17 protein-coding genes are annotated in these 20,455 nt (G+C 48.3%); 15 read left to right on the forward strand and 2 right to left on the reverse strand.

The features are described from left to right. Positions 1-40: 40 nt before the first annotated feature. The 8 genes from KBW69_RS17540 to KBW69_RS17575 all read left to right on the forward strand — a co-directional run bounded on the left by KBW69_RS17540 (position 41) and on the right by KBW69_RS17575 (position 5,596). Positions 41-202, forward strand: a complete 162-nt coding sequence (locus KBW69_RS17540; RefSeq protein ID WP_257281696.1) for a hypothetical protein — start codon at positions 41-43, stop codon at positions 200-202. A gap of 227 nt (positions 203-429) precedes the next feature. Then, positions 430-1,143, forward strand: a complete 714-nt coding sequence (locus KBW69_RS17545; RefSeq protein ID WP_257281697.1) for a hypothetical protein — start codon at positions 430-432, stop codon at positions 1,141-1,143. A 285-nt stretch (positions 1,144-1,428) separates the two neighbouring features. Continuing rightward, the gene (locus KBW69_RS17550) at positions 1,429-1,800 is read left to right on the forward strand and encodes a c-type cytochrome (RefSeq protein ID WP_257253175.1); all 372 of its coding nucleotides are present in this window, start codon (positions 1,429-1,431) and stop codon (positions 1,798-1,800) included. Between the two features lie 142 nt (positions 1,801-1,942). Further along, positions 1,943-2,488 (forward strand): hypothetical protein, encoded by a 546-nt coding sequence (locus KBW69_RS17555; protein ID WP_257253173.1) that lies wholly within the window; start codon positions 1,943-1,945, stop codon positions 2,486-2,488. A gap of 127 nt (positions 2,489-2,615) precedes the next feature. Next, positions 2,616-3,212 carry a hypothetical protein gene (locus KBW69_RS17560; RefSeq protein ID WP_257281698.1) on the forward strand — a complete coding sequence of 199 codons (597 nt, stop codon included), beginning with the start codon at positions 2,616-2,618 and terminating at the stop codon, positions 3,210-3,212. A 150-nt stretch (positions 3,213-3,362) separates the two neighbouring features. Beyond that, the gene (locus KBW69_RS17565; RefSeq protein ID WP_257255397.1) at positions 3,363-3,668 is read left to right on the forward strand and encodes a hypothetical protein; all 306 of its coding nucleotides are present in this window, start codon (positions 3,363-3,365) and stop codon (positions 3,666-3,668) included. Between the two features lie 50 nt (positions 3,669-3,718). Beyond that, entirely contained in the window at positions 3,719-4,633 is a 915-nt protein-coding gene (locus KBW69_RS17570) for a hypothetical protein (protein ID WP_257255396.1), read from the forward strand. 102 nt (positions 4,634-4,735) lie between these two features. Then, positions 4,736-5,596 (forward strand): hypothetical protein, encoded by an 861-nt coding sequence (locus KBW69_RS17575; protein WP_257255395.1) that lies wholly within the window; start codon positions 4,736-4,738, stop codon positions 5,594-5,596. Here the strand turns inward: KBW69_RS17575 and KBW69_RS17580 are convergent. Both KBW69_RS17580 and mpl read right to left on the reverse strand, forming a co-directional pair. Next, complete coding sequence (locus KBW69_RS17580) at positions 5,589-6,140, reverse strand: flavin prenyltransferase UbiX (protein ID WP_373690706.1); 552 nt, start codon at positions 6,138-6,140, stop codon at positions 5,589-5,591. The two genes, KBW69_RS17575 and KBW69_RS17580, sit on opposite strands and share 8 nt — an antisense overlap. A 67-nt stretch (positions 6,141-6,207) precedes the next feature. Beyond that, positions 6,208-7,572 (reverse strand): UDP-N-acetylmuramate:L-alanyl-gamma-D-glutamyl-meso-diaminopimelate ligase, encoded by a 1,365-nt coding sequence (gene mpl, locus KBW69_RS17585; protein WP_257255393.1) that lies wholly within the window; start codon positions 7,570-7,572, stop codon positions 6,208-6,210. Positions 7,573-7,822: 250 nt separating this feature from the next. On the opposite strand from mpl, the gene KBW69_RS17590 reads away from it, so the two are divergent. The 7 genes from KBW69_RS17590 to KBW69_RS17620 all read left to right on the forward strand — a co-directional run bounded on the left by KBW69_RS17590 (position 7,823) and on the right by KBW69_RS17620 (position 20,443). Then, complete coding sequence (locus KBW69_RS17590; RefSeq protein ID WP_257255392.1) at positions 7,823-9,088, forward strand: 6-phosphofructokinase; 1,266 nt, start codon at positions 7,823-7,825, stop codon at positions 9,086-9,088. Between the two features lie 208 nt (positions 9,089-9,296). Next, on the forward strand, positions 9,297-10,652 hold the full coding sequence (locus KBW69_RS17595; protein WP_257281699.1) for a hypothetical protein: 1,356 nt from the start codon (positions 9,297-9,299) through the stop codon (positions 10,650-10,652). A gap of 225 nt (positions 10,653-10,877) precedes the next feature. After that, positions 10,878-12,353: a hypothetical protein gene (locus KBW69_RS17600; RefSeq protein WP_257255390.1), complete on the forward strand. Its 1,476-nt coding sequence runs from the start codon at positions 10,878-10,880 to the stop codon at positions 12,351-12,353. Positions 12,354-12,572: 219 nt separating this feature from the next. Continuing rightward, a complete protein-coding gene (locus tag KBW69_RS17605) occupies positions 12,573-14,339 on the forward strand; it encodes a C2H2-type zinc finger protein (protein WP_257255389.1) in 1,767 nt (588 codons plus the stop codon). Positions 14,340-14,595: 256 nt separating this feature from the next. Then, positions 14,596-16,266, forward strand: coding sequence for a hypothetical protein (locus KBW69_RS17610; protein WP_257281700.1), 1,671 nt, complete (start codon positions 14,596-14,598; stop codon positions 16,264-16,266). A gap of 252 nt (positions 16,267-16,518) precedes the next feature. Continuing rightward, complete coding sequence (locus tag KBW69_RS17615) at positions 16,519-18,471, forward strand: hypothetical protein (RefSeq protein ID WP_257281701.1); 1,953 nt, start codon at positions 16,519-16,521, stop codon at positions 18,469-18,471. Positions 18,472-18,643: 172 nt separating this feature from the next. Continuing rightward, entirely contained in the window at positions 18,644-20,443 is a 1,800-nt protein-coding gene (locus tag KBW69_RS17620) for a hypothetical protein (protein ID WP_257281702.1), read from the forward strand. Positions 20,444-20,455 lie beyond the last annotated feature (12 nt).

Below are 20,455 nucleotides of genomic sequence, written 5' to 3' on the forward strand. Positions count from 1 at the left end.
TAGCGATAATCAGTCACTGAAAAGCAATATGGCCGACCGGATGAAAATCTCTAAAGGAGTCATTCAGGGCTACATTGCCACCTTCCGGGCGACACCCGCAATGTGCAGAGAGCGGTTTCCAAAGCAGGTGAATCTTCAGAAGTTAATGGATCGGGACGTCAGTATTTCAAAAGCTCAGTCCGACTCAAACGCTTTGATATAATTGGAACAGAATTAAATAAATATTAAAGTGAGTCTCATGGAGACAGTAGCCTTTGAGGTGGTTTTTCTACAAACTCGTTAACTGGCAGAATAGGAGAGAAATCTCTGCAACCAAAAAGCAAGCAAGCAAGCAAGCAAAACGAAAAAATAAATCATTATATCTGTGGAAGACTGGTAAGATTATTATATTCTTCAAAAGTAAAATCTAAACCCAAGAGTTTAAAAGTCATGCGGATTTTCTCTACAATTTTCATTTCGTTCATATTAATTTTTCCATCCCCCAATGTCTTTGCAATCAAAATAAGCAAAGAAACTATAGATCAAGGACGACAGCTTATAGGCGACATAAACAGTAGAGGAACTCAATTTCTGGAACTGGCTGAAAGAGTCCAGACTATCATAAAAAGTCATGGGCCTCAGTCCATTTTTATCATCATTCCTCACTTAGTATCTATGAATGAATCTATAGAAAAAGTTGTATCATCGTTATCAATCAGCCAAGCTTATTTAACTTCGCTTAGAACAACAGTCGAGAGTGATCCTGAATGGAAATTTAAAAAGGCTCTTAAGGCGATAGCATTACCCACTGGAACACCAGGGCAATCAATAGCAGTAGGTAAATTGGGTGACATTGCTGGCTTCCCGGTAGACACAGGTATTTTAGCCGTTTTTCAAGAACAGGACGATGGCCTAACCGAATTAGCCAAGAAGACAGATAAAGATCATTTTGAATTTATACAGAAAGTTTTATCATACAAAACTTTAAACGAAAGTCTAAAAGAACATATTGATCAACATGGCATCGATGACGTATCAAAGATTTGGTGTCATCTGGAAGAAATAAATAAACTCCTGGATGAATTAATTACTCTCACTAAGTCTTTCCCAATGAACTTTAAATTGTTTTTAGAACAAGCTTTTACTCATTTTAGTAGTCCCTGAATTCAACAAGCTGTTGGACAAACCAGCTAAATCGGGTAGCTGGAGGTTCCTGACCTGCTACCCGCATCACCACGACATGTGGGTCCGCACTTTGCAGTCAGACTGCCTCAGCACAACCCCTCAGGAGATTGTACTTGCTTTATGCTAGTGGTTATTATCAATCGCAGGATCCGATGCTGGTTTACCCGCAGGGGACTTTCACCCCATAAGTTCATGCCCATGCCGGGCGTACTACCTGGCTCTTATCTCCATTGGGTGATTTAGAGAGGTCTCTTGGGAAACATTATGAACATTAAGCCCTGGCTGCCAATCAGTCTGTTCTCTGCTGTTCTGCTGGCCGGGTGCGACCTGTCAGGAAACAAAAGCTCTGAATTTCGTCCGGTTGAAATGACTCCGAGACTGGAAGCTGCGAAAAATAAGGCCCTGGCTCTATGCTCCGGATGCCACGGCCCCAGCGGCATAGGCACGGCTGACATCAATCCTAATCTGGCCTGCCAGAAGAAAGTCTACATGGTGAAGCAGCTGAATGATTATCGGAAGGGTCAGCGTGGCAATCATATCCCCATGATCAATATTGCCAGGATGCTGACCGAGGAAGAGGTAGACGCCATTAGTGAGTGGTATTCGCTGCAAAGATGCCCCAACGACTCCTTGTAGGAGCCTGATAAAAGGCTCCCTCTCTCTTCAGGGAAGAAGTTAGCCATACTGACTTATCGGTCAGTGACCTGTCTTTTCACCCTATGCCATACTTTTCGTCGTGAAAAACCAACCTACTCATGGATTATCAAGGAGGTATGCCATGACTCACGGAATAGAGGCAAAGTGTTCACCGCCACCAGCGCTTCAGGCTCGCGTGATAAATGAAAAGCTCACTGATCAGCTGGCGGAAAAAACCGCTAATGCTCTGATTTCGGCTGGAGGCAAAGCGCTTGAACAAGTGGGGGCAAGAGCCAAAAAAACCTTTATGGGGCTGTCTGTGGACAGTATCAAAGTCCCGACCTTCATAAAGGACAAGATTCAATCCATCGGAACCTCCAAAGCCTGGAAGAGCCTCACGCAGTACTGTGTACGCATTAATGAATCCTGGGGCACCGTTGCCCGCTGGGGCATGGGTGGAGCACTGATCGGGAGCTTGCTCTTTGGATCGACGTTGGGAGCTGCGTTTGGCATGGGTGCGGGCGGTGCGGTCGGACTTTATAACGCCACCAGTACCTGGTTAGACGTTACCAAACAACAGGAGCAGGCCGACCAGGACGCCGCCAAACTGCAAAGATACATGGATCTTTATGGAGATATTAATCCTGATGAGCCTTACCAACTGATACCAGAGCATGTTCACAATTAAAAGGATAATGCGTGGCATTTTGCCAATGCCACGCTTACCCCTTCAAGAGTGACATTTCACACTGAACCCGTGAACTTTTTTTCCCGTTGATTGTCCAAATGATCAACCTGTCAACGAGTGAGTTATTATGAGTTTCGGATTAACACCAACAAGCGCTGCTAAAAACAGTACGACACCTCAACCGCAGCTGTATTCTGTGGCTGAGCTCAATTCAGAAACGACAACGAATCAATCTGCCTTGAAACAGGAGGTCACAAGGTATGTTTCATCCGCTGAATATTCTCATGCACATGCGCAATCAGGCCCAAATATTAGAGACCGGAGAGCAACTTCTGCCAAGGTGTCTTTTGCTCAAGCGTTTCAGCACCCGACAGAAAACACGGGAAGTGCGAATACTCCGCCAACTGGCTCAATCAATGATTTCAATAGGGTTTGTGAGCAGATCATAAAAGATTGTCCGGATTCAAGGAAAGATGACCTAACGAAGGCCTTTCAGCGTCTGAAATCACTTATGGAAAATGCTCCCCCGAGCTCGGAAGCCCTTTTGCAAATGGCAAATTGTCTCAGAATGATCGGCAAAAGTGAGCAAGAGTGTGAGGCGTGGTTCGAAAAAGCACTAGTCCTTGCCCCCAGCGTCAGACAAAAAAACTGGGAAGTGAGTTTTTCGCAAAACAATGAATCGGCAATCCTTCAGATATTGCGCGGTTTCACTGAACAACCATGAACTTTCAACCTTTGAAATCAGGGAGTCTCTGTGCTCCCTTTCTTGCATACCCCTGTCTCAATTAACCGTTATAAAAGATCCTGCTTTACTTTGACCGAATTTAACCGATCTACACTGAAGATAAGAAAACACACGAGCTGAGGAAGTCCCATGAATGATGATACCGTCAAGAAACTGGCCCTGATGATTGCCGCTAACTGCACCCGTAATTCGGTCCTGGAAGAGGCTGAAAAAGCCAAAGCTATCTCAGAAGAGCAGATGACACAGTTTAACCATCAAATGTCCAACCGTATCTATACTTTCCTGACGTATCTTCTGAATAAACCGGCCGAAGAGTATTCGGTCATGATTAAAGAACTCTCAAAAAACTATCCCGAAGCCTGGGCCCTGCCCGATCTGGATAAGAGCCTGATCAATGCGGTAGCGCAGTCCTCTCTTCCGTCTTTACCCCATTGAGCCACAAACTGATCTATCTTGAAATGTTTTAAATAGATACAGAAATGGCCATGAACCTCAGCTCTTATCAATGTTATAAGCCCTCGCTGTCGGGGCTTGTACTAAGTCTCCTCCTGACTGCCAGAGCTCTGGCTGCTGACCCGGCATTAAGCCAGCAACAGCTGGAATCACTGTCGGCTCTGCTCTTAGCAACAGGCACTCCCCACAGAAAAGAATTTAACTCTATGGTCGAAGCCACACAGCAGTGGCGGAGAAAACCCGGGCAGGAGCGCTGGGAGGTGGGAGACCTGAAGCTTTCTGATGAACAGAAAAAAAAGGTGATGATGCACCTGAAAGCCCTGGGCTTAATCTATAAGCAGAAACCCGATAAAAAGCATTTTGATTACGCTCTGTTGCTGGGTGCAACAGCACCACGAATGAAAAGTCGTTTTCAGCATCTTGTCTCGCTCTGGAAGGAAGGCGTCCGATTCGACAAAATCATTTTTTTATCAGGAGAGCGCCCCATTCAGGACAACATCGACCTGACAGAAATACTGGTGTCTGAAGTGATTGGCCAAGAGGCTTCCAAAGATAAAAAACAAAAGGCCCGTCCTGCGACGGAAAAAGAGGCCGCCAGGATGGTCTATATGGCCACTGAGATGCCTGATGACATGAGAGCAATCCCTGTCGAATTCTTCTCAACAAGCCGAACCTGGCTGGTGGATCGATGGCAGCGCGGCAACACCAGAGACAGTTTCAAAAACTGGGCGAACAGTAACCCCAGACCCGGCTCTGCCCTGATCGTATCGAACCAGCCTCATCTTCTTTATCAGCAGGAGGTCATCCGACAGGAATTACCTGAAGGCTTTACTACCCAGGGAACGGCCCAAGAGGCAGATCCTGGTGGCCAGATCGTCATGTATCTGGATGCTTTAGCCCTCTGGCTCCAAAACCTGAAGATCAGAACAACCCGGAGAACAGACTAACTAAACCACTTTACTTCCCGGCCGAAAAATTCTTGTGCAGCTTTTAGTAATGCTTTAGCACCTGCCTTTTCGCACTTCTGACTGAATCCATGGAAGGACTCTATGCACCGACATAACCGTACCTCTGACAGTTCGCTTCTGGATCATGCCACGGTCATTAACCCCGTAAAACTGTCAGACTTGGCCACTTTAATGGACGAAGTCGGTATCCCTCACTCCTATTCCCTTGAGTCACTGATCTCTGCTTCTCAACAATGGCGCCGACAACCCGGTCAGGAGCGCTGGGAAATGCAAGACCTGCCTTTATCAGCGGATCAGCATGAAACGATCATGGATCACCTTAAAACGCTTGATCTCGTTCAGGAATTGCTCCCTTCTTCCACAAATTATGAGTACAGCTTAATTCTGGGTGCCACCGTTCCCGGAATGGAACGAAGACTCAACCACCTCTCCAGACTCTGGCAGGAAGGTGTCAGGTTTAACAAAATCATTTTCCTGGTAGGACAACGTCCATTGAAAGAGGACATTGATAACATTGACAATCTGGTGACCAGTGGCATTGGCAGGCAGGCTCAGGGAAAAAGTGCCGATGCAGCCCGTCCCATCACAGAGACTGAAGGCGCGGTTCAACTGTTTGCAACCATGAAACTTCCGGAGGAGATGAAAAAGCTACCGGTAGAATTTATTGACTCCCCCAGGGTCTGGAAACAGCGTCACTGGCACAGAGCCAACACGCGGGACACCCTGATTCAATGGCTGAAAGCCTCACCGGCTCCCGGCAAAACACTGGTCATTTCTGACCAGCCCCATGCTCACTATCAACTGGAAGTGGTGAAACAGGAACTTCCTGAAGCCTTCCAACCTGAAGTGACCGCTCAGACAGCGGATGAACAGACCCGGATAATACTTTATCTTGATGCACTGGCTCTCTGGCTTCACAACCTGCGGCTGCGAGTTAACTGATATACGACTCTCCCCACCTTGGCATCAGTGACTGTTCGATGTCCAACTGGCTTAGTATTCTGGCCACCACAAAATCGACCAGATCTTCCACGCTTTCAGGCTTGTTATAAAATCCGGGTGATGCTGGCAAAATCACTGCCCCCATTTGGGTCAACTTAAGCATATTCTCAAGATGAATTTCTGAATACGGTGCTTCTCTGGGCACCAGAACCAGTTTTCTGCGCTCTTTCAAAGCGACATCTGCCGCTCTTTCGATCAGATTATTGCTCGCTCCATAAGCTATAGACGACAAAGTACCTGAACTGCAGGGACAGACAATCATCTTGCTGGGCGCGCCACTGCCTGAGGCTACTGGCGACATCCAGTCTTCATGACCCAATAATCTGATCTGTCCGGCTCTGGCTTGGCAGTAATCAATAAGAACAGCCTCAGCTTCACGATCACCGTCAGGCAGATGAAGAGACGTTTCGGTTTCAATCACCACCTTTGCGGCTCTTGAAATCATACAAAAAATCTCTGCCCCGGAAGCGACAAGACACTGCATCAACCTGAGTCCGTACTGGGCTCCGGAAGCCCCGGTGATAGCAAGAGTTATTCTCTCAGCCAATGTATTAACCTTTTTCTATTGCTGCTTCGTTAAGCGCCACCAGCAGACGCTGATGAATTCCCTCAAAGCCACCATTACTCATGATGACCAGATGATCACCACTCTCAGAGGTTTCGATCAGATAGTCGATAATCTCCTCAGTGGACGACATTACACGGGCAGGTACAGGGCTTTTATCAATGAAATCACCCTTCAGCCACGCAATATCTTTGGGCTGAAACCAGACAACTTCGGACGCATTCTTAACACAATCCGACAAAGCATTGCCATGAATGCCCATTTTCATGGTATTGGAACGCGGCTCGATAATAGCCCGGATGCGGTTATTCTGATGTCGGGCACGTAAGCCATTCAAAGTGGTTTCAATAGCCGTCGGGTGATGGGCAAAGTCATCATACACTTTGATGCCTTCTATATCTGCCAGCAATTCCATTCTGCGTTTGACCCCCTTGAACAGGCCAAGTGCTTCACAAGCCAGAGCAGGCAATACCCCAACGTGCCGGGCAGCGGCCATTGCAGCCAGACCGTTGGCAACATTATGATCACCCGTCAGCGACCAGTCTACCCGGCCGACCACCTTCCCCTGGTACAAGACATCAAAAACACTGCCGTCAGGCTCAATCAGGCGGGTCGTCCACTCGACTCCCAAGTGCTCCCGTTCCGACCAGCACCCCATTGTCAGAACTTTGTTCAGGGCTTCGCAGTCCGCCGGAGAAATAATCAGGCCATCGCCTGGTATCGTTCTGACCAGGTGATGGAACTGCTTCTGGATGGCATCCAGATTGTCGAAGATATCAGCGTGGTCAAATTCAAGGTTATTCAGAATGGCTGTTCGGGGATGATAGTGTACAAACTTGGAGCGTTTGTCGAAGAAGGCCGTATCATACTCATCAGCTTCGACCACAAAAAACGGAGTCTCTCCCATTCTTGCCGAAATACCAAAGTTAGCCGGGATGCCACCGATCAGAAAGCCCGGCGCCATGCCGGCATGTTCCAGAATCCAGGCCAGCATGCTGCCGGTTGTGGTTTTGCCGTGAGTGCCAGCGGCTGCCATCACCCATTTGTCTTTGAGAATGTGCTCGGCAAAAAACTGAGGACCCGAGGTGTAAGCAAGCCCCTCGTTCAGAACATATTCCACAATGGGGTTCCCCCGGCTCATGGCATTCCCTATCACGACCAGATCCGGCTTATCGTCCAGATGTTCGATATGATAGCCCTGCATCAACTGAATGCCCTGTGCCTCCAGCTGTGTGCTCATGGGGGGATAGACATGTTCATCGGAACCACTGACCCTGAAGCCAATATCCCTGGCCAGAAGTGCAAGGCTTCCCATAAATGTGCCGCAGATTCCCAGAATATGTATGCGCATATCATCCTTACTCATCATCGGTCGCTGGCGGCTCTGGTGGCCGCAAGCGGTTCTGAAAACGGTATGGCCACTGTAAAGTCGTTTTGGCCGTTCTTTTAAGACTCTTTCCTTACCTTTTTACAGAAAAAATTCCGCTAAATAAACGGACAAACAGGCTTGTTTTAAGTATTATTCGGAGCGAAACCCGCTTTACCTTAGAACAACAGAAACATACAAAGTCAAGATTACTATTCAGCGAGAGCCACTCAGGATGTCAATCAAACATGCATTTTATGCGCAGTCAGGGGGCGTAACAGCGGTTATCAACGCCAGTGCCTGCGCCGTTATCGAGACTGCACGTCGCTATCCGGACCAAATTGGTAAGGTCTATGCGGGCTATAACGGTATTCTGGGAGCGCTGAGGGAAGAGCTGATCGACACCAGCTATGAATCCCACGAAACCATCGGAGCGCTTCACCGGACCCCCGGTGGAGCATTTGGATCGTGCCGTTACAAACTCAAATCATTTGAAGAGAGTGAAGCAGAATATCGCCGACTGATTGAAGTGTTTCAGGCACACAATATCGGCTACTTCTTTTACAACGGTGGTAACGACTCCATGGATACTGCTCTGAAGGTGTCCCAGCTCAGTGAAAAAATGGGTTACCCCATTACTTGCATTGGCATTCCCAAAACCATCGATAATGACCTGGCGGTAACCGACAACTGCCCCGGATTTGGATCAGCCGCCAAATACCTTGCGGTTTCCACCAAAGAAGCCAGCCACGATATTGCCTCCATGTGCGATACCTCGACGAAAGTCTTTGTCATGGAAGTGATGGGTCGCCATGCCGGCTGGCTGGCGGCGGCTGCCGGACTGGCAGCCCGTCAGAATGGTGATCCTCCTCACATTATTGTGTTCCCTGAAACACCACTGGATAAAGAAAAGTTTCTGGCCAAGGTCAAGAAAACCGTGGATGAAGAAGGTTACTGTGTGATTGTTGCCTCGGAAGGCGCCAAGTACGCAGATGGCAGCTTTGTCTCGGCCTCGACCACGGTCATTGACTCTTTTGGCCACCACCAGCTCGGGGGGGTGGCACCTGCACTGTGCACCATGATCAAGCGGGAACACGGATTCAAATACCACTATGCGGTGGCAGACTATCTGCAGCGTTCAGCCAGACATATTGCCTCAAGAGTAGATGTTGAGCAGGCTTATGCGGTGGGTAAAGCGGCCGTTGAACTGGCGGTCACTGGCAAGAACGCCGTAATGCCCTGTATCACCCGTGAATCCAATGCGCCCTATCGATGGTCTATCGGTGAAGTTCAGCTCGAAGAAGTAGCTAACTACGAAAAGAAAATGCCCATGGAGTTCATTGATGCTGAAGGCTTCGGCATTACCCCGGTCTGCCGGGAATACCTTGAACCTCTGATTGAAGGTGAAGAATACCCACCTTACCTCAATGGTCTGCCACGCTTCGCCAAGCTCAGGAAAGTCATGGTTGAGAAGAAGCTCAACAATACTTTTGATGGCTGAATAAACGACGCCCGGATAAGCAGTCACAATTTATGGGGCTGTTCCGGGCACACCACAGGCTCCCATACCAAAATACACCCTGCACAAGGCAGGCCGCTCTGCAACGATTTCTTGCCATGTTCTACCTTTGGTTTTCAACAGAAGGTCTTTAAAAAGCATTCGTGCTTTCCTGGTCTACACTTTCTGCTCCACAAACCAGAACGTGTAAATGATAAAACAACCATTCTTTGCAGTACTGCTGTTGCTTCTGCCTTTGTCTTTCACCTGTCAGGCACAACTGTTGACTGAACGCTATATTGTCGAGCTTCAACAGAATGGAGGTTCTCCAGACAAAATCTTTTCTATCAAGCCTGACCGACATACATTACCGGGCAATGCTTCAGGCATTAACAACAAAAACGGCTATGCGCGGTCAGGCTTTCTGGCAGATGACCCACCATTGGGACTCGGCGGTTATGGGGTAAAAACGGACATTATTGAGTCGATTTCATGGCATTTGCTCTATTCAGCCACTCTGCTGGTTGGTTACAAACTGACCCTGACCTTCAGTGACCACTCTCCGGGCGCCAAAACTGATTCGTGGCTGTTTGCAGGTGTGTTTATCAGCATCGGCTGGCTTTTAACAAGCTATTGGAACCCTGACTCGCCTATTTTCAACCCGATTGGACAACCAGAGGCGAATCAGGATTACCCGTTTGCGATCAACACTATGATGCTTAGCCCCGAACATAACTCAAAACAAGTTCAGCGATCAGACTCATCCGGCCAGCAAGCTTCAGGTTCAACCACCCAACTGACAGGCACTATCATCAGCCATCGGCATTCTGACTCTGGCGGCAGTAACCGAGACCCTGAACAACGCCAACATACTTTCGGTTTAAACTGTTACGCAGATAACTGTAATGGCGTTTGTCAATTCCGACAGTCGCAACCGACACCAGAACAAAGCTCAAGACCCGATGAAGACTTCGATCAACGGAGCTACCCTTCCCCGGAAGTCAGATTCTCCTTTTCGCTCACCCAGTTAGCGTCAGCCTCGGTAGCAGGGACTTCACAAACACAACAAATAACCACACAAACAACGGAAATGCCTCAATTGGCGCACAGAAAACCTCATTGTTCTCAGGCAGGCAAGGTAAGAGCCCTGCCGGCTTACCGAAAAAGAAGCCACAACAGGCAATTAGCCTGTGACGTACAATTTCGCGATTTATCTGGTCGGCCGCATTCATGCGGGTCAGTCTTCAACAACGCTAATGCTCTGCTGGCTCATAAAAGTCAATACCACGGCAGGCCACAAATCTGTGACATACCAGAGATCGATGAGAATGGCCGGCAGCGACCCTGCGGTTGGCTCTTCAGAAATGCCAAAGCCCTGTCGGTTCACAGAAGCTCAAAACACACCAGACAACATATCTGTGAAGAGACCGTGGTAGGGGCGAATGGCCAGCAGCAACCATGCGGGCGACTCTTTTGGTATGTTCAAGACTTGGCGGAGCATATTAGAGAGTACCACAGACCCAGACCTGTTCATGTGAATCGGAGTAATCGAAGTGCAAGAGGATAAACAGCGATTTATCTGACACCCACTCTTTCAAAACCTTTTGGAAGGGTAGCTCAGCTTTGCCCACCGCTTTTGCAACAATTTCTTTGATGAAGTGTGCGGTTTTAGCGAAGCGGTCCCGGACTATCAAAAGACACCACTCGCCTAAAGAAAGATCTTTGGCAGAAAAATACGCTTAATTTCTTGGTCTATTCTTGCACTCTTTACACTAGAAAGTGCAAGGATACAATGATTAAACATTCACTCTTTGCGGCGCTGCTGTTGCTGTCGTTGTTTGTCACCTGTCGGGCTCAACTGTTGACAGAACATTATGTTGTCGAGTTTCAGCAGAGTACAGGATCTCCGGACAAAGGCTTCTCCATAAAGCATGACCGGAGCAGATTGTCGGGCGAGCCTTCAGTCATTGTCGACACCGACGGCTATGGAGGATCCGATTCCCTCACTGATGACAACCCACACCGATCCGGCGTTTTCGGAGTAAGGATATCCACTATTGAATCGCTTTCGTGGCAATTGCTCTACGCCACTGGTCTGCTGGTGGGTTATGAACTGATCCTGAAAACCAGAGACGGCCACCCAAGTGCTAACCCTTGTTCGTGGTTACCTATGGAAGCATTTGCCGCTGTCGGTTTGCTTTTGAAAAGCTACTGGAACCCCGATTCACCGATGTTTAACCCGAGCGGACAACACCCGTTTGCGATCACTACCATGATGCTTAGCCCCGGACATGGCTCACAACAAGGCCAGCCACGAAAATCATCCGGCCAGCAAGGCTCAGGGACAACCACCCAACATACAGGCACTATCACTAGCCTCCAGCATTCTGACTCTGACGACGGTAACGGACACCCTGAACAACAGCAACATACTTTGGGTTTAAATTGTTTCGTAGATAACTGTCATGGTGCTTGTAAATTACGACAATCACAGGCAACACCCGAGCAAAGTTCTATGCCCAATTTGGACAGTGGAGACCAGTTCACTTTCATAAGCCATGCTCCTGATCACCATGCAAATGACCAGCACAGCAGAGCAGACCAACAAAAACACAGCACTGTTCACCTTTCCTCGTCAGGCGCTGAGAAAGCACCGTCGTATAGTGAAAAAAAATACCAAACTGGGCAGGCAACTTGTTTCGCAAAAATAGTCAGGAAGGACGATCAGATGCATTCAGGCACAGAGAAAACACAGTCGTATAATGAAAACAAATACCAAACTGGACAGGCAACTTGTTTCGCAACAGTGGTCGGGAAGGACAGCCAGATGCAGTCATACGGGATAGCCTGCAGGGAGTATTATCGAGCCATGTCGATGCAAAAAAGAAGAAAGCCCAACCAGAAAATAACCTGTGACGAGACAGTGAGGGAGAAGTATGGCCAGCGTCGGCCATGCAAAAAGGCCTGCATGAGTGAAAGAGAACTGGAGCTTCACAAAAAAAGAGACCACAGCGGGCAAAAAATCTGTGACGAACCACTCGGGTACGGGGTCTCTGGCCCACCGTGCCATAGAGTTTTCAGTAATGCTCTCGTGCTGGAACGTCACAAAAGAGACTTCCACTGCATTGGAAGAAGATGTATGGAGATAGTTGTCTCAAAGGATGGCAAGCAGCAACCATGCTTAAGGATCTTTAGTCGTGCTGAAGACTTGAGATCTCACAAACAGAAAGCGCATCAATCACAAAGTGAAGATAAGAAGGATAAATAGCGATCAATACCCACCCTTTCATCCAAAGGCACTGCTCGTCTAAAGCGATGGCTGAAATCATTCATCTGTTGCTCGGATGACCAGAGATCACGCTGTCATTGCTCACCGACGAGTGCACAGTGTTTCAATAGATTTTTCGCAGAAGGTCTTCAACATAAAGATTCGCTTATTTTCTTGGTCTATTCTTGCACCCTTCAAATCAGAAAATGCAAGGATACAATGATTAAACACTTACTCTTTGCGTTACTGCTATCGTTATCTGCCTCCAGTCAGGCTCAGCTGTTGACAGAACATTTTATTGTCGAGCTTCAAGAGAGTGCAGATTCTCCAGACAAAAGCTTTTCTTTAAAGCATTACCTGCCCGGATTGCCGGGCAACCCTTCAGTCATTGCCAATGACAACGGTTACGCAGGCTCAGACTCCCCCACTGATGACAAACCACAAAGCCCCGGCGTTTACAGAGTAAAAACGACCATTATTGAGTCGATTTCGTGGCACTTGCTGTGCGCCTCTTCACTGCTGTTGGGTTACGAACCGATCCTGAAAAACAGAGACCACTATTTAAGCTCTGAGTTTTATTCGCAGCTATCTGTGGAAGCGTTTGCAGCCATTACTCTGATGTTGGGCTCTGGAAATAACCAACAACCACACCAGTCATCAGAATTACCGGGGCGACAAGCCCCACAAGCCACCACCCACTCTACAAGTTTTTTCACGAGCCTCCCGTATTCTGGCTTTGGCGGCGATAACGGAGGCCCTCAACAACAATCACATACTTTGGGTTTAAATTGTTTCGTTCATCCCTGTCATGGCGTTTGTCAATTCCGACCAATAGAGGCAACACCCGAACCAAGCTCATGCCCCCATTCGAACGATGAGCAATGCCTTAGCTGCATATTCCATTTTGAGCCTGAAAACGCTACACAGTCTCAGGAAAAATCGCTTTTCGCACTATTGAGTGAACTCAATGACAAACAATTATCATTCTATTACGATCAACCATTGAAGCCACAGCCGGATGACCACAGTGGGAACCTGACCAATAGCGGCAACCTTACAGGGGGGGACGCCTCAATCTCAGTGGCTGCAGTGGCCACTGACACGCTCGAGAAATTGTCTTCCACCGCTGATAATTTTGAGTTCATTTATGAGACACTCGATCCATGCGGTCTTCTCGAAGAAGCCGGGTTCTCGCTTGTATCCACAGACACTCTTCCCCTGGTGGAAACCTCAGAAACACAACAAACAACCACTGAGTCACCTCAATCAGGTCAGAGCTATTCTCATCTTTCCCAGACAGGCACATTACCGACTCTGCCGGATCACAAAAACAAAAACAAAAACAACACCGAGCAAACGACCTGTGACGTGACAGTGAACGGCGAAGATGGCCAGTCACGGCCATGTGGGAAGTTCTGTAAGAATGCTCGATCCCTGGCATCCCACAAAAACAAAGTCCACAGCGAGCAACGAACCTGCAAGGTAACCGTGATCGGTGACGATGGCCAGCCAAGGCCATGCGAGTCGGTTTGTAAGAATGCTGGAGCCCTGTCGGTCCACAAAAGCGCATATCACACTGGGCAAAGAACCTGTGACAGAACACTGACCGGAGCCGATGGACTGCAGCGACTATGCGGCAAAGTCTGCATTAATGCTAAAGCCCTGTCGGGTCACAAAAGAAAAGATCACACCGGAGAGCAAACCTGTGACAGAATACTGATCGGAGAGGATGGCCTGCAGAGACCATGCGGCATGGTCTGCATTAATGCTAAAATCCTGGCAAATCACAGAAGAATATACCACACCGGAAAACAAACCTGTGACCTGAAAGTAGTTGGGAAGGATGGCCAGCAGCAATCATGCGGGAAGGTGTTCAACAGTATACATGCCCTGATGAAGCACAAAATAAGACATCGAAAACGCAAGCCTGATGATTTGAATAAAGACGATAACTTCAGCCCTAAAAAAGGTAAAGTAAATAAGTAACGATCTGATCAGACACTCGCTTTTTAATGAAGGTTTGCGATTTTGCCGGATCGATAAGTGACCATCAAAAGACAATGTTTTTCTAAAGTATGCAGCAGCGTTTCATTGGTTTTTTTATAATAAAACACACTTATTATCTTGATCTATTCTTCCTCTCTACCCACCAGAATGCAAGAACACTATTATTAAACAACCACCCTTTGCGACACTGCTGTTAGTGCTAACGTTGTTGTCTGCCACCTGCGAAGCTCATCAGTTGAGAAGACATTATATTGTTGAGCCTGGACTGAAGAGAGGCCTGACAAACCGCAGCTTTTCTATAGAGACTGACCAGCATGCACCGCCGGACAAACCGCCAGATATTATCAATACAAACGGCTATGAAGGATCAGATTCACTGCCTGATGACAAACCACAGAGACCCAGCTGTTATGGGATAAAATCGACCCTGATTGAATCGATTGCGTGGCAATGGCTTTATGCCTCTCGTCTGCTGGTTGATTACAAACTGATCCTGACCACCAGCGACGCCACTCTATGCTACAGCCCCTGTTCATGGGTACCTGTAAAAGTTGTTGTCGTTTTACGTTGGCTTTTAAAGAGCTATTGGAATCCCGATTCACTGTTGTTTGACCCGATGAAACGGCAGATGGCGAGTCAGGATCACCCGTTTGCGATCACCGCTATGATGCACAGCCCCGGACATGTCCAAAAACAAGGCCAGCCATCTGAATCATCGGGGCAGCAAGTCCCACAAGCGCCGCCCCAACCTACAAGCTCTTTCACTAGCTCCCTGTATTGTGGCTCTGTCGGCGGTAATAGAGGCTCTCAACAACACCAGCATACTTTGGGTTTGGATTGTTTCGTCCATCCCTGTAATGGCGTTTGCAGTTTACGACTATCATCTGGTAGCAGAGAGTTTGCTGAATGGCCTCTGAATTCCTTAGAAAGCTCATGCCCCCACTTGGCATATGGCCACTGCATTAGCTGCATAGATAACTTTGATTTTGTAAACACTTCGCTCTCCAAAACAATGGATGGCCCGCCTGTCAATCAGCGCCAATGGTCTGGCCAACTATTCTTGGACGGGGTCGCGGTCGCCCTAGACGGGGTCGCCTTATCCGGGGTCACCTCATACTCAGTGACTGCAGGGGCAGCCTCTACAGCTGAAGCTACCTGGCAAAAAACCTGTGACATGACAGTGGTCGGGGAGGATGGTCACCAGCGACCATGCGGTAAGATCTTCAGGAATACTCGTTTATTCACGGTTCACAAAAACCGATACCACTGCGAGCCAAAAATCTGTGGCGAGGTAATGATCGGTGATAATGGCCAGCCTCAGCCATGCCGAAAGGTCTGCAAAAATGCCAAAGCTCTGTCGGATCACAAAAGCAGGGCACACTGCGGGCCAAAAACCTGTGATGTAATCGTATTCGGAGAGGATGGCCAACAGCGACCATGTGGGACAATCTGCAGGAATCCCGGAGCCTTGTCGGGTCACAAAAGCTCATACCACACTGGGAAAAAAAGCTGTGATTTAACAGTGATCGGGGGGGATGGCCAACCGAGGCCATGCGGCAAGGTCTTCAAGAATGCCGGATCCCTGTCGAGTCACAAAAGCATATACCACACTGGGCAAAAAACCTGTGACGCAGCAGTGATTGGAGAGGATGGTCAGTCGAGGCCATGCGGTTCAATCTGCAAGGATGCCGGGGCCCTGTCGGTTCACAAAAGGGCATTCCACAGCGGGCAAAAAAACTGTGATCTCAGAGTGATCGGGGAGGATGGCCAGCAGCAACCATGCGGAAAACTCTGCAAGAATGCTAAAGACCTTTCTCAGCACAAAAGAAGACACCGAAAGCGTAAGCCTGTTGATAAAAATCGAGACGATGATTTGAGTCCTCAAAAAAGTAAAGTGAATAAGTAACGATCTGATCAGACACCCGTTATTTCAGGAGGGGTTAGCAATTTTTTGCGGAGCGATAAGGGGTAATCAAAAGACAATGTTAACCTAAAGAGATGCTACGGCTATTCAGTGGGTTTTACACGAAAAATAGACTTATTATCCTGATCTATCCCTCCTCTCTAGTCACCAGAATGCAAGGATAGAATTATTAAACATTCACCCTTTGTGACACCTCTGCTGCTCCTGTTGTCCGTCATCTGCCAGGCCGAAGTGTTGACAGAACGTTATATTGTCATGCCTGAACAGAAAACAACTTCTCCAAACCAGAGTTTTTCTATAAAGTATGGCCGCTATACACTGTCAGACAGAGCATCAGATATTACCGACACAAACGGCTATTCAGAATCAGGTTCGCCAACTGATGACAAACGACAGAGAGCTTGCGATTACAGGACAAAAACGCCCCCTATTGAATCAATTTCGTGGCAGTGGCTTTGCGCCACTGACCTGCTGTTTGCTTACGAACTGATTCTGCCCCCCAGAGATGGCCCACTATGCGCCACTCCTTATTCATGGGTACCTCTCCAGGCGGTTGTCACTGTCAGTTGGCTTCTGAAAAACTATTGGAACTCCGATTCACCACTGTTTAACCCCACTGAACAACTTAGCCTGACTGATCGACAAGAGATGAGTCAGAATCAACCATTTGCGGGCATTATTCTAATGCCTGGCTCTGGACAAGCCCGAGCATCAGGCCAACCATCAGAATCATCCGATCGGGAAGCTCCAAAAGCCAACAGTCACCTTACCGTCTCTTTCACCAGTCCCCCGGATTTTGGCTCTGGCGGCGATAATAGCGGCCCTCTACCACACCAACATACTTTGGATATTAATTGTTTCGTGCATCCCTGTCATGGCGTTTGTAGTTTCCGACTATCATTCGATAGCAATGAACCCGCTGAATGGCCACTGAATTACGGGCAGAGTTCATGCCCGCATTTGGCCAGTGGATACTGTTTTAGTTGCATGGGTCATTATGCTCCTTTACTCAATGCACGCTCCCAACCATACCCATCGCTGGATCTCCCTGATATTCAATTTCAATGCAATTCCAGAGAAGTATCTGAGCCACAACCATACGGCATTAACGTGAACAGAGACAATAGCTGCCACTCTGTAGACAGGGTTCCCTCAGAATCAATGAGAACAGGAGACCCCTTTACAACTGATGCTAACGGGCAAAAAACCTGTAAAGTGATAGTGATTTGGGAGGATGGACAGCCGCGACCATGCGGAAAGATCTGCAGGAGTGCTCAAATCCTTTCGGTTCACAAAAGCAGATACCATACCGGACAAAAAACCTGTGAAGTGTCAGTGATCGGCGAGGATGGCAAGCCGCGACCATGCGGAAAGATCTGCAGGAATGGTCAAGTCTTGACGGATCACAAAAGAAATGAACACAGCGGGCAACAAACCTGTGGCGTAACCGTGATCGGGAAGGATGGCCAACAGCGACCATGCAGGACAACCTGCAAAAATGCTAAAGCTTTATCAAATCACAAAACCAGAATCCACAGCAGGCAAAAAGCCTGTGACGTGAACGTGGTCGGAGAGGATGGTCAGCAGCAACCATGCGGGAAACTATGCCAAAATAATGGAGACCTGATTAATCACAAAAGGAATGTCCACAGCGGGCAACGAACCTGTGACGTAGCCGTGGTCGGGGAATACGGCCAGCTGCGGCCATGCGGAACGGTCTGTAAAAGTGCTAAGTCCCTGTCGAACCACAAAAGAAACGTCCACAGCGGGCAACGGACCTGCCAAGTAACCGTGGTCGGGGAGGATGGTCGGCAGCGATCATGCGGAAAGGTCTGCAAGGGTGTTCAAGCCCTCTACAATCACAAAACAAGAGACCACAGTAAGCAAAAAACCTGTAACATAACCTTAGCTGGGGAAAAGGCTCAGCAGCGACCATACGGGAAGATCTGTAAGAATGCCAGGGCCCTGACAGATCACAAAAGCAGCGACCACCGCGGGCAACAAACCTGTGACGTGACCTTGGTCGGGAAAGATGATCAGCCGCGGCCATGCAGAAAGCAGTGCATTGATGCACAAGTCCTATGGGATCGCAAAAGAGCACATCGAAAACGCAAGTCCAGTGATTTGGACCGGAACGATAACTCCAGTCCTCAAGAAGGAAGAGTGAATAAGAAACGACTGATCTGACACCGGCCCTTTCATGAGATCTCCCTCCCAAAAGACAACGATCGTTTAAATAGTGCAGCAACACTTCATTGGTTTTTGAAAGAAAACGCCCTTATTTTCTTGGTCTATCCTTACTCCCTGTCAACCAGAAGGCAAGGATAGAATTATTAAACTTTCCCTCTTTTCGACTTCGATGTTGTTGCTACTGTTGTCACTACTTGCGTCATCTGTTGTCTGTCAGGCCGAACTATTTACAGAACGCTTTCTTGACGAGTTCGAACAGAAAACGGGGTCTCCAAACCAAAGCTTTTCTATAAAGCGAGACCGGCATACACTGTCAGACAGTCCATCATATATTGCCGACACAAACGGTTATGCAGGATTAGATTCGCCACCAGACAACAAACGAAAAAGATCTTGTGGTTGCAACACAAAAACACCCCTTATTGAATCGGTTTCGTGGCAATGGCTTCAAGTCACTCACCTGCTGATTGGTTACCAACTGATCCTGACTACCAGAGACGCCCCTCTGGGCACAACCCCATATCCATGGCTTCCCATAGGAGTGGTTGTCGCTATCGGTTGGCTTTTGAAAAGCGATTGGAAACCCGATTCACCGCTATTTGACTCGATTGAACGACTCAACCTGATTCAACAACAGGGGGCGAGCCAGAATCACCCGTTGGAGGTCATCGCTACTATGCCAGCCCCTGAACAAGGCCAACCACAATACCAGTTACCAGAATCATCGGGGCAGCAGGCCCCGGAAGCCACCTACCGCCCTATAGGCTATTTCACTCGTCTCTTGTATTCTGACCCTGATGACGGCAACGAAGGCCCTCAACCAAACCTGCATACTTTGGGTTTAGATTGTTTTGTCCATCCCTGTCATGGTGTTTGTAGTTTCCGACCACCATCCGGTAGCGGAGAGTCTGCTGAACTGCACTGTGAGCGGTCTGATGCTTCGATAAAAACTCCAGAGTCGATGCCAGAAATAGAAACCGCTCAGTCAGGAACTCCCGGACAAAGCTCATGCCCCCATTTAGCCGATGAACATTGCTTTAATTGCGTAAGCCATTTTGATCCTGCAAAAGCTTCACAGTCCCGGGAAAAATCACTGTTTGCATTATTGAGTGAACTCACTGACGAACAATTCCCGTACCATTACGACCAACTATTTGAGTCAGAGCCGGATGACAGTACTGGAAATCCGGCCAATAGCTGCAATTATATAGACGAGTTCGCCGCAGGCGGGGTCGCCAGTACGCCGGAGAATACGTTTTCCACCGCCAATGGTTTTGAGTTCATTCATGGGCCACTCGATTCATGTAGTCTTCTCGAAGAAGCGGGTTTTTCCCCTACGCCAATAAACACACTCACCTCAGTGAAAACTTCAGAAACACAATCAATAACCACTGAGTCACATCAATCAGATCAGTGCCAACCTTCTCTTTTCCAGACAAGTGCATCAGAAACTCTGTCGGAGCACAAAAACAACACCAGAGAAAGCGTCTGTGATGTAACCGTAGTCGGGAGGGAAGGCCGGCAGCCATGCGGGGTGCGCTGCAGGAACCCTCAATCACTTTCATCTCACAAGAGTAGATATCACACCGGGCAAAAAATCTGTGACTTAACCGTGATCGGGAAGTATGGCAAGCAGCAGCGATGCGGGCTGCTTTGCGAGAATGCCAGAATTCTGACGGATCACAAAAGAAAAGAGCACAGCGGGAAACAAACCTGTGACCGGGTCGTGATCGCGAAGAATGGCCAGACGCGGTCATGCGGGAAAATCTTCAAGAATGCTCAATCTCTATCCTCTCACAAAACCAAATACCACCCAGGGCAACGAACCTGTAAAACGATCGTGTTCTGGAAGAATGGCCAGCCGCGTCGATGCGGGATGGTCTGTTGGGGTGCCAAAACCTCGTCGGAGCACAAAAAAACACATCGGGAACGCAAGCCTGATCATACAGATCAGGACGATGACCTTTAACCTTGAGAATGT

The organism is Endozoicomonas sp. ISHI1, assembly GCF_024606225.1.
Taxonomy (GTDB): domain Bacteria; phylum Pseudomonadota; class Gammaproteobacteria; order Pseudomonadales; family Endozoicomonadaceae; genus Endozoicomonas_A.

Bases quoted from the DNA above. Each gene is read 5' to 3' on its own strand.
- KBW69_RS17540 (WP_257281696.1), top strand. From the start codon at position 41: ATGAAAATCTCTAAAGGAGTCATTCAGGGCTACATTGCCACCTTCCGG.
- KBW69_RS17545 (WP_257281697.1), top strand. From the start codon at position 430: ATGCGGATTTTCTCTACAATTTTCATTTCGTTCATATTAATTTTTCCA.
- KBW69_RS17550 (WP_257253175.1), top strand. From the start codon at position 1,429: ATGAACATTAAGCCCTGGCTGCCAATCAGTCTGTTCTCTGCTGTTCTG.
- KBW69_RS17555 (WP_257253173.1), top strand. From the start codon at position 1,943: ATGACTCACGGAATAGAGGCAAAGTGTTCACCGCCACCAGCGCTTCAG.
- KBW69_RS17560 (WP_257281698.1), top strand. From the start codon at position 2,616: ATGAGTTTCGGATTAACACCAACAAGCGCTGCTAAAAACAGTACGACA.
- KBW69_RS17565 (WP_257255397.1), top strand. From the start codon at position 3,363: ATGAATGATGATACCGTCAAGAAACTGGCCCTGATGATTGCCGCTAAC.
- KBW69_RS17570 (WP_257255396.1), top strand. From the start codon at position 3,719: ATGAACCTCAGCTCTTATCAATGTTATAAGCCCTCGCTGTCGGGGCTT.
- KBW69_RS17575 (WP_257255395.1), top strand. From the start codon at position 4,736: ATGCACCGACATAACCGTACCTCTGACAGTTCGCTTCTGGATCATGCC.
- KBW69_RS17580 (WP_373690706.1), bottom strand. From the start codon at position 6,140: ATGCAGTGTCTTGTCGCTTCCGGGGCAGAGATTTTTTGTATGATTTCA.
- mpl (WP_257255393.1), bottom strand. From the start codon at position 7,572: ATGCGCATACATATTCTGGGAATCTGCGGCACATTTATGGGAAGCCTT.
- KBW69_RS17590 (WP_257255392.1), top strand. From the start codon at position 7,823: ATGTCAATCAAACATGCATTTTATGCGCAGTCAGGGGGCGTAACAGCG.
- KBW69_RS17595 (WP_257281699.1), top strand. From the start codon at position 9,297: ATGATAAAACAACCATTCTTTGCAGTACTGCTGTTGCTTCTGCCTTTG.
- KBW69_RS17600 (WP_257255390.1), top strand. From the start codon at position 10,878: ATGATTAAACATTCACTCTTTGCGGCGCTGCTGTTGCTGTCGTTGTTT.
- KBW69_RS17605 (WP_257255389.1), top strand. From the start codon at position 12,573: ATGATTAAACACTTACTCTTTGCGTTACTGCTATCGTTATCTGCCTCC.
- KBW69_RS17620 (WP_257281702.1), top strand. From the start codon at position 18,644: ATGTTGTTGCTACTGTTGTCACTACTTGCGTCATCTGTTGTCTGTCAG.